At 72.2% G+C, this 9349-nt stretch carries 9 protein-coding genes and 1 pseudogene; 4 read left to right on the top strand and 6 right to left on the bottom strand.

Annotated features, from left to right (window positions below):
• The 5 genes and pseudogenes from AC13HU_RS23525 to AC13HU_RS23545 form a co-directional block, all read right to left on the bottom strand.
• Positions 1 to 912 (bottom strand): annotated as a pseudogene (locus AC13HU_RS23525) (SUKH-4 family immunity protein); the annotation flags it as partial.
• Between the two features lie 8 nt (positions 913 to 920).
• Positions 921 to 1931 carry an HNH endonuclease gene (locus tag AC13HU_RS23530; protein WP_483043927.1) on the bottom strand — a complete coding sequence of 337 codons (1011 nt, stop codon included), beginning with the start codon at positions 1929 to 1931 and terminating at the stop codon, positions 921 to 923.
• 187 nt (positions 1932 to 2118) lie between these two features.
• Positions 2119 to 2847, bottom strand: a complete 729-nt coding sequence (locus tag AC13HU_RS23535) for a hypothetical protein (RefSeq protein ID WP_483043928.1) — start codon at positions 2845 to 2847, stop codon at positions 2119 to 2121.
• Between the two features lie 234 nt (positions 2848 to 3081).
• A complete protein-coding gene (locus AC13HU_RS23540; RefSeq protein WP_483043929.1) occupies positions 3082 to 3270 on the bottom strand; it encodes a hypothetical protein in 189 nt (62 codons plus the stop codon).
• Between the two features lie 17 nt (positions 3271 to 3287).
• A complete protein-coding gene (locus tag AC13HU_RS23545; RefSeq protein WP_483043930.1) occupies positions 3288 to 3821 on the bottom strand; it encodes a hypothetical protein in 534 nt (177 codons plus the stop codon).
• A 439-nt stretch (positions 3822 to 4260) separates the two neighbouring features.
• Here AC13HU_RS23545 and AC13HU_RS23550 point away from each other — a divergent pair, with 439 nt between their 5' ends.
• Together AC13HU_RS23550 and AC13HU_RS23555 are read left to right on the top strand one after the other, a co-directional pair.
• Entirely contained in the window at positions 4261 to 4770 is a 510-nt protein-coding gene (locus AC13HU_RS23550) for a YwqJ-related putative deaminase (RefSeq protein WP_483043931.1), read from the top strand.
• Between the two features lie 8 nt (positions 4771 to 4778).
• Positions 4779 to 5264 carry an SUKH-3 domain-containing protein gene (locus tag AC13HU_RS23555; RefSeq protein ID WP_483043934.1) on the top strand — a complete coding sequence of 162 codons (486 nt, stop codon included), beginning with the start codon at positions 4779 to 4781 and terminating at the stop codon, positions 5262 to 5264.
• Here AC13HU_RS23555 and AC13HU_RS23560 read toward each other — a convergent pair.
• Positions 5159 to 5794 (bottom strand): SDR family oxidoreductase, encoded by a 636-nt coding sequence (locus tag AC13HU_RS23560; protein WP_483043935.1) that lies wholly within the window; start codon positions 5792 to 5794, stop codon positions 5159 to 5161. The two genes, AC13HU_RS23555 and AC13HU_RS23560, sit on opposite strands and share 106 nt — an antisense overlap.
• A 108-nt stretch (positions 5795 to 5902) precedes the next feature.
• Here AC13HU_RS23560 and AC13HU_RS23565 point away from each other — a divergent pair, with 108 nt between their 5' ends.
• Positions 5903 to 6679 (top strand): ABC transporter ATP-binding protein, encoded by a 777-nt coding sequence (locus AC13HU_RS23565; protein WP_483043932.1) that lies wholly within the window; start codon positions 5903 to 5905, stop codon positions 6677 to 6679.
• The gene (locus tag AC13HU_RS23570; RefSeq protein WP_483043933.1) at positions 6676 to 9246 is read left to right on the top strand and encodes an ABC transporter permease; all 2571 of its coding nucleotides are present in this window, start codon (positions 6676 to 6678) and stop codon (positions 9244 to 9246) included. Before AC13HU_RS23565 ends, AC13HU_RS23570 begins: the two co-directional genes overlap by 4 nt.
• The last annotated feature ends 103 nt before the right edge of the window (positions 9247 to 9349 follow it).

The following is a 9349-nucleotide window of genomic DNA, read 5'->3' on the forward strand; positions in this document are numbered from 1 at the left end:
GGACTGCCCCTCGCCGGAGTCGCTCACCGTCTTCCCGGCCCAACTGCCGCCGCCCGAACTCTGCGAGGGCACCGAACCGGGCCGTCGGTAGTCGATGCCGCCCGAGCCGGAACCCGCGGAACCGGACGCGTCGGCGGAGCCTGCCGGACCCGCTGACCCGGAGCCGGCGGAGGCCGCTGCCGGTCGCCCCTCCGGCTGGTCGGCCGGGCCCGTGCGGGCGGCGCCGCTGTCACCGGGCCGCCGGTAGTCGATGCCGCCCGACGTGCCGGATCCCGGCGCGGCCGGCGCGGCCGGCGTTGAGCTGGGCCCCGCGTCTCCCGCGCCGTTGTCACCCGGCCGCCGGTAGTCGATGCCGCCCGACGTGCCGGATCCCGGCGCGGCCGGCGTTGTGCTGGGCCCTGCGTCTCCCGCGCCGCTGTCACCCGGGCGCCGGTAGTCGATGCGGCCGCCGGTCGCGGGCGCCGGCTCACCGGCCGCCGGGGCGTCGCCCGGCGCGGAGGCCGGTGCCGGGTCCCCGCCGGCAGCGGACGGGCGGCGGTCCGGGATGCCCATCCGGTCGGCGGCGTCCTGGAGCCACTGCGGGGGGCTGAGCAGGAACGAGGTCGCTTCGAGGTCGACTCGCTGGGGCGGCTCGGGCACCGCGTCGTCAGGCACGGGGCCGTACTCCTCCTCGGAGCGGCGAATGAGCTCGCCGATGGGCAGGGCGGGCCACAAGGTGGCGTCGCCGCTGTCGCGGGCGATCACCACCCGGACCGACCCCTCGTCGGAGGACGGGCCGTCCTCCCGGGCTTCGGACCAGACCACGAAGCCGAGGTCGAACTCGCGGACCCGGATCTCCCGGGCCGCGTGCGCGGGGACGTCCGCGTTCACCCAGCGCTCCGCGCGCTCCTGCGCCTGCGCGAAAGTGACCATGTGCTGTCTCATCCCTCCACGGCTACGGCGTCGGCGAAGCCGCCGTCGACCATCAGATTCGCGACCGTGTCCAACTCGGGCGGATTGCCGGCCAGTCGCAGCAGGAACGCGTCGAGCGAGTCGCCGCAGGGCAGCAGCAGATCGGCCACCCGCTCGGCCGGGGTGTCCCAGCGGTTGCTGTCGCGCGCGTCGTCGTAACCGCAGAACCAGACCGAGCCGGCGTCCTCGCCCTTCACCCGCACCGCGAGGATGCCGCCTTGGATGTAGCCGATCGCGAGGTAGTCCTTGGTGAGATGGTCGCGCAGGCACTTGTTGACGTACACCAGGTCGTTGATCGCCGCGTCGTCGCGGACGGTGAAGAACGGCTGGTCGAGCAGCAGGCCGAGGTCGGGGTCGAGGGCGACGCCCTTGGGGGCGCAGCCGCCGGCAGCCTTGAGGAAGGTGCGGTACGAGCCGGGCAGGCGGTACCCCAACTCCTCCTCCACGTCGTGGATCTGCTGCTCGGTGACCGCGACCGGCTCCTTGGGCAGCCCGAAGTGCACGGGGCGGGTCTCCTGGAGCGGGCGGGTGCCGCGCTTGGTGTGGTCGGCCACCGAGGTGGCCATGCCGCCGTGGTGCCGCAGCAGCGACTTGACCTCGACCGGCACCAACTCCAGCCGGCGACTGCCGCGGACGTGGTGCCAGGTCCAGCCGTGCGGGGTGGCCACCGGCGGCAGGTTTCCCCACAGTTCGTGCCCGGCCGCGTGCAGGGCGGCGTTCGCCGAGACGTAGTCCGTCAGGCGCAGTTCATCCACACCGAAACCCTCCGGCGGCTCGGCTATCTCCGCCGCCGCGCGGGCGTACGGCGAGAAGTCGGGGTAGCCCTCGTCGTCCACCCACACGCCTTGCGGGTGGCGCGCGGCCCGGACCGGGTCGGGAAAATGCACGACCTGTCCGGCGTAGGCCGCGTTCGGTGGCGCGGACTGCGCGGCGGCTACGGGTCCGGGAGGAGATCCCAGCCCTTGCGGGCCTGTGGTCATGGCGGTTGCCCCCTGCTGCGTCTGAGCTGATGACGACAGCCTAGGGGGTTCGGCAAGGGCCGCGCGGGTCCCGTCCTCGTCCCTGTGGATAACTCGGCCACCGCTATCCGGATCGCCCGGATCGTCCCGATCGGCCCGGATCGGCCCGGCCCGCGGTGGCGCCCGCCCGCCGCGGCCGGTGCCGGCCTCAGCTCTTGCCCGCCGCGGCCCGCAACTTGTCGACCTGCTTGCTCGCGATCTCCGGCCGCAGCGACGCGGTCTTGTGGTCGGCGCGGACGGTCTCGAACGCGGCGGTGGAGTCGCCGACCCGGACGACCGTGACCAGCGCCACCCCTGAGTCTCCGAGCGCGGGGTCGGTGACGGTGTAGGTGACCTGCTGGTCGCCGAACGTGCCGCCGGTCGTGGTGGACGGGGCGACGCTCTTGACCGTGAAGTTCGAGGTCCGGCCGTTGCGGGTGACCTTGTAGCCGGGGCAGTGGGCGACCGCGGCCGACAACTGGTCGAGCACCTGCTTCGCCCGGCCGGCCGGATACGTCGCCACGACCTCCAGCGAGATCGTCTTGGCGCCCTTGTCCTTGGCGGCGGTGTCGGTGACCAGCGCGCCGGTGTAGACGGACCGGGCGAGCTTCGGCTCCAGGCTCCACTGGTCGGCCACCGGCTGGCAGGCGGCGGGGTCGGTGGTCTGCTTGGTGCCGAGGAGCTGGCTGTCGCTGGTCGCGGGCACCACCTGGAGGTGGTCGAGGTCCTTCGCCGTGATCACCGAGCGGGTCAGCTTCCGGGACGCCGCGCTGCCGCTGTCCTTGCTCTTCCCGCCGCCCCCGCAGGCCGCGGTGAGCGCGAGCGCGGGCAGCAGTACGGCCACCGGCAGGACCTTGCGGCTACCGGTCAGTAGGCGGCGGCGTGCGCGTATCCGCATCGATGAGTACCCCTGTGTCGTGTGCGGGCCCGGCACCGCGGCGCCGCCCCTGCCCGCGTGCCGCGTCCGGTCCGGAGCGTCCCGGCCCGGCCCTCGCGGGCGTGGGCCCGCTGCCGCGCGACTCTACGGCACCGGGCCCGCCCTGCCTCCTATGGCACTGCTCACAACACGATCACCACACGGTCACGGTGGCGTACCCCTCCCTTCCGGCTGCCATCGTGTGCGCGGTGCCGCTCACTTCCGCGCGGCCAGGGCCGTCCGCAGCTTCTGGTCCTCCTTGCGGGCGACCTCCAACGGCACCTGCCCGGCGCCCCCTTCGGTCTTCGTCGACAGGTACGTGGTCACGGTGTCGCCGGTGCGCACCACCGTCACCAGGGCCGCGCCGGTCTTCTTGTCCGCGGTGTCGGTCATCACGTATGCCACCGACTCGTCGCCCACCTTCACCGCCGGACCCTTGCCGACACGGAAGGGCGTACGGGTGCCGTTCTGATCGCGGCCATCACCCGCCGCGCGTCGCCGGGGGCGTGGCTGGCGATCAGCATCTGGTCGATCTCGTCCGGGGCCGCGCCGCCCTTGGGGGTGGACCTTGCGAAGGTGGCGCCGACCGACGCCATCCGGTGGATCGTGGGTTCGGAACTGCTGACGTCGGCCAGCGGCCGGCACTCGGGCTTGTCGGCGACCAGCACCGACCGGCCGCTCGTGTCGTCCTGCGCGCCGAGGTCGTCGGGGTCGAAACCCTCCTCCGGGGCGGTGGTCGCGATGCCGTCGTCGGTCTGCGTCATCTCGACCACCCAGCCCGGCACGTCGTGGTCGGTGACGAGCGAGCGGGTGAGCTGGGCCAGGCTCAGCGGTGCCTTGCCGGCATCGGCCGACGCCTGGGCGGCGGAACGCCCACCGCCCTTGCCGCCGTCGGCGTCGGTGGCACCTGGGGAGCCGGACGAGCAGCCGGCCGCCAGCAGCAGCGCGGGCAGCACGGCGAGGGCGGCGACGGCGCCGACGCGGGCGCGTGGGGGGCGCGGCCGGCGGGGAACTCGTCGTACACGGCGGGCGCTTTGGGCGTCCGTGTCTCTTCGGGCACGGTGCATGGGGTCACGTTCCCTGTGTGGTGTGTGGGGGGATCGGCGCCACGATCGCGGCGCCGACCCGATCCTCCCGGTCGCGAACGGCCCCGTAAACGGCGCGTGGTGACGCTGTGACCGCGCTGTGTGCCGGTGCCCGGGTGGTGAACGGCGGTAAATGTGCGCGCTGCGTGTGTATGGCGCCGACGTAACGTCACAGGACGGTGACATGGCCCACACGAGGAGGTCGCCACACCGCGTTCCGCTTTCCCATCGGATGGCGTGTTTGGCACTCTGATTCGGCATACGGGGGAGCTGCCGCCTTGGGCGGGTGATTGACGGAACGGGGCAGGATATGACAACTCGCCTACCAGCGGCGGACACCGCCGACCCGAGGCTGAGCTGGAGCGCTGCCCGCGACCCGCTGGAGCGCCCGGTGCTGCGGCACCGCAGGGACGGCATCCTGCCCGCGATCGCGGCCGCGCTGTCCATCCGTGACGAGGTGCTGACCTGCACCGGCGCCAAGGGGGAGCAGCCGCCCGTGCTCCATCCGATCGTGCAGGAGTTCCTGGACGCGCTCCCGGTCGCCCAGCGCGAGCGGTTCACCGGGCGGTGCCCCGAACCAGTGCTGATCTCACGTCACTTGGCGGCGGTGGAGGCGTCCCGCAGCAAGCGGGCCTCGCGCCGGCCGCTGACCCAGGGCGAGGCGCGCAAGGCGCTTCGCGGCGCGAAACTCACCGCGCGCCGGATACGCGAGGACGGCGACCCCGCGCACGGCGCCTACGCGCCGCCCTGCCGCTCCTGCGCGCCGTTGCTCGCGCACTTCGGGGTGCGGCCCTTCGATCCCGGCGCGGAGCGGGCGTGACCGCGGGGATGGCGGGCGGCACGCGTTTCCCGGCGGGCGTCGACGCCGCGCTGCGGGCGGCCGGATGGCAGCCGGGCCGCTGGGACATCAAACAGGCCGAGGAGTGGGCGGACCGTCTGCGCGGGTACCTCTCGCCCGGTGGCCACCGGCACGCGGTCTTCCCGGCCGCCGTCGAGGCGTGGGCGGAGTTCGGCGGCCTGGCCATCCCCCCGGCGTCCGGACCGGGCCGGCAGGTCGCGCCCGCCGGGGTCGTCGTCGACCCGCTGCGCGGCCTGCACCTGGCCCGTACCTTCGGCGACCTCGGGCGCGCCCTGGAGACCGAGATCAGCCCGCTCGGCGAGGAGCCCGGGTCCGGCGCGCTGCTGGCGATCGACCCCGACGGGCGGGTCTACGCGGTCGACCACACCGGCGACTGGTACGTCGGCTCGGACATCGACCGCGCGCTGGCCACCATGGTCGGCGGGGTCCGCCCGGTCCGCCTCACCATGAGCTGAACTCCCGTGCCCCGTACAGCCGCCTGCCGCGGTACGCGCCTTCCGTCGCGCCGCCCGCCGTCGCGCCGCTGACGCACGCGTGCCGCCAGGGCGGTGTCGGCCTCGGTCGCGGCGGAGCCGGGGGCGACCGCGTCGACCTGTACGCCGCGCGGACCGTACGGCGCCGCCCAGGACCTGGTCAGGGAGCGCACCGCGGCCTCGGTCGGGCGGTACGGGGCGGGGCGCCGATCCTGCTGCGGAACGGCCCGCGCACCCACCTCGAAGCCGCTCTCGACGTGGGCATCTCGGGGCTGCGCGCAGGCGCCTGACGGCCTGTCGGCCCAGGGCGCCGCCGCCGACCCCGAGCCGCTTGTGCGACTCAGGTAGCAGACCCCTAGGGGGAGACACCTACTTTTGGCGCCCGCCAGTTCGTACCGGCGGATGACGTTCGCGTGCCGTGCGGTACCTACGGTCATAGGGCGGGATGGGAACCCCTCGCCTCCATGGCGGGGTGGGGCTAGCCCCACCCCGGGGACGGAGACCTGCCCCATCGTCAGACGCGGCACCCTCCGGCAGGCTCATGGATGCGGGGCGATCGGCGCCCTGCCCGCACTTGGTCACGTACGACGACACAACGGGAGACAGAAGTGACGACGGCTATGACGGTTCCCACAGCCGGGGGCAGCGGAGAGCGTTCGGCCGTTGCCGCCGCGGGCCGGTCGGTGACCAAGGCGTACGGTTCCGGCGAGACCCGGGTGGTCGCGCTGGACGCGGTGGACGTGGACATCGCACGCGGCCGCTTCACCGCGATCATGGGCCCCTCCGGCTCCGGCAAGTCGACCCTCATGCACTGCCTGGCCGGTCTCGACACGGTCAGCGAGGGTCAGATCTGGATCGGCGGGACCGAGATCACCCACCTGAAGGACAAGAAGCTCACCCAGCTGCGCCGGGACAAGATCGGCTTCATCTTCCAGTCGTTCAACCTGCTGCCGACGCTGAACGCGGCGGAGAACATCACGCTGCCGATGGACATCGCCGGCCGCAAGGTCGACCGCGAGTGGATGGACCGGGTGGTGGAGACCGTCGGCCTGGCCGGCCGGCTCAAGCACCGCCCGACCCAGCTGTCCGGCGGCCAGCAGCAGCGTGTCGCGGTGGCCCGGGCGCTGGCCGCCCGGCCGGAGATCATCTTCGGCGACGAGCCGACCGGCAACCTGGACTCCCGGGCCGGCGCCGAGGTGCTCGGCTTCCTGCGCCGCTCGGTGGACGAACTCGGCCAGACCATCGTGATGGTCACCCACGACCCGGTCGCCGCCTCCTACGCCGACCGCGTGCTCTACCTCGCCGACGGCCGGATCGTGGACGAGATGGCCAACCCGACCGCCGAGTCGGTGCTGGAGCGGATGAAGTCCTTCGACGGTCGCGGGAGGACCTCGTGACCGTCTTCAAGACATCGGTGCGCAACTTCTTCGCGCACAAGGGCCGTATGGCCCTGTCCGGGATCGCGGTGCTGCTGTCGGTGGCGTTCATCTGCGGCACCCTGGTCTTCACCGACACCATGACCGCCACCTTCGACAAGCTCTTCGGCAACACCGCCTCCGACGTCACGGTCAGTGCCAAGGAAGTGAAGAACGAGCAGGCCACCGGCATTCCGGACACCCTGCCCGCCTCGCTGCAGGCCAAGTTGACGCATGTGACCGGTGTCGCCTCCTCGGTGCCCGACGTCACCAGTCAGGAGGTCACGGTCGCCGACGCGCACAACAACAAGATCAGCCCGTCCTCCGGCGCGCCGACCATCGTCAGCAACTGGGACTCCACCGAGACCAAGGCGGTGAAGCTCACCTCCGGCCACCTGCCCACCAAGGGCACCGACGCCGTGATCGACGCCGACACCGCCAAGGCGAAGCACCTGAAGATCGGCGACACGCTGCGGGTCATCGCGCAGCCCGGCGACTTCAAGGTCACCCTCACCGGCATCGTCACGTTCAAGTCGACCAACCCCGGTGCCGCGGTGGTCTACGTGGACACCGCCGTCGCGCAGTCCAAGCTGCTCGGCCGCACCGACGCCTACACCGGCTACGGCCTGACCGCCGCCAAGGGCGTCACCGACGACCAGCTCAAGGCGAACGTGAAGGCGGCCATCGGCGGCCACTACACGATCGACACCGCGAAGGAGACCACGAAGAAGGAGAAGGACGACCTCGGCGGCTTCCTGAACTTCATGAAGTACGCGATGCTCGGCTTCGCCGGGATCGCGGTCCTGGTCGGCATCTTCCTGATCGTCAACACCTTCTCCATGCTGGTCGCCCAGCGCACCCGGGAGATCGGCCTGATGCGGGCGCTCGGCTCCAGCCGCCGCCAGGTCAACCGGTCGGTGCTGATCGAGGCGGTGATGCTCGGCATCAGCGGCTCCGTGGTCGGTATCGGCGGCGGCATCGGCCTGGCCATCGGGCTGATGAAGCTGATGGGCAAGGCCGGTCTCAAGCTGGACAGTTCCGAGCTGACCATCAAGGCCACCACCCCGATCGTCGGCCTGGTCATCGGCGTCGTCGTCACCGTGGTCTCCGCGTACATCCCCGCCCGCCGGGCCGGGAAGATCTCCCCGATGGCCGCGTTGCGCGACGCCGGCACACCTGCCGACGCCAGGGCCGGACGGATCAGGGCCGCGATCGGCGTGCTGGTGTGCGCCGCGGGCGTGCTCGCCCTCGTCGGCGCCTCGCAGACGGCGAAGGCGTCCTCCGGCGGCGGACTGCTCGGCATCGGGGTGCTGCTCACCCTGGTCGGGTTCGTCATCGTCGGCCCGCTGCTGGCCGGTGTGGTGGTCCGCGCGGTCAGCGCCGTGGTGCTGCGGTTCTTCGGCCCGATCGGCCGACTCGCCGAGCGCAACGCGCTGCGCAACCCGCGCCGTACCGGCGCCACCGCCTCCGCGCTGATGATCGGCCTGGCACTGGTGGCCGGCATGTCGGTGGTCGGCTCGTCCATGGTGGCCTCCGCCAACGACCAGCTCGACAAGTCCGTCGGCGCGGACTTCATCATCGAGGTCGGCGGCGGCGCCTCGCAGCCGATGACGCCGGCCGCCACCAAGGCGATCCGGTCGGCCGCGCACCTCGACCACATCACCAACTACACGATCGTCAACGCCACACTCACCACGCCGTCCGGCAAGAAGATCAAGGACCGGCTCAGCGCCGCCGACAGCACCTACACCCAGGACGTGAAGCTGGAGACCACGCAGGGCAAGCTGTCCGACGCCTACGGCAAGGACGCGATGTCCGTACCGGAGGACTTCGCCAAGGACAACCACGTCAAGGTCGGCGACGTGATGACCGTGGCGCTGGTCGGCGGCCGCAGCGCGCACCTGAAGATCGCCGCGGTCACCAAGGGTGGCACCGCCCTGGAGAACGGCACCCTGTTCACCAGCATCGACACCGCGCGGACCTACCTGCCGGCGAACAAGATGCCCGGCGACTTCCTGATGTTCGCCAAGGCCGCCGACGGCAAGGAGAAGGAGGCGTACGCCTCCCTGAAGGCCAAGACGCACGACTACCCGCAGATCGACGTGCGCGACCAGGCCGACTACAAGCACCTGATCCAGGACCAGGTCAATCAGCTGCTCTACATGATCTACGCGCTGCTGGCGCTGGCGATCATCGTGGCGGTGCTCGGTGTCGTCAACACCCTGGCGCTGTCGGTGGTGGAGCGGACCCGGGAGATCGGCCTGATGCGGGCGATCGGCACCTCACGGCGCCAGTTGCGGCGGATGATCCGGCTGGAGTCGGTGGTCATCTCGCTCTTCGGCGCGCTGGTCGGTCTTGCCCTCGGCCTCGGCTGGGGCTCCACCGCCCAGCAGGTGCTCGCCTCCCAGGGGTTGCAGATCCTGCGCATCCCGTGGAGCACGATCGTGATCGTCTTCGTCGCCTCCGCGGTCGTCGGCCTGCTGGCCGCGCTCCTGCCGGCCTTCCGGGCCGCGCGGATGAACGTACTGAACGCGATCGCCACCGACTAGGAAGGCGGCCCGGCCGAACCCCGAGCGGCGGCCGGGCCGTTCCCCGGCCCGCACACGTGACACGGCGGCCCCGGATGCGCAGGACTCCCCTGCGCTCCGGGGC

This window comes from Streptomyces sp. NH27 (assembly GCF_056859195.1).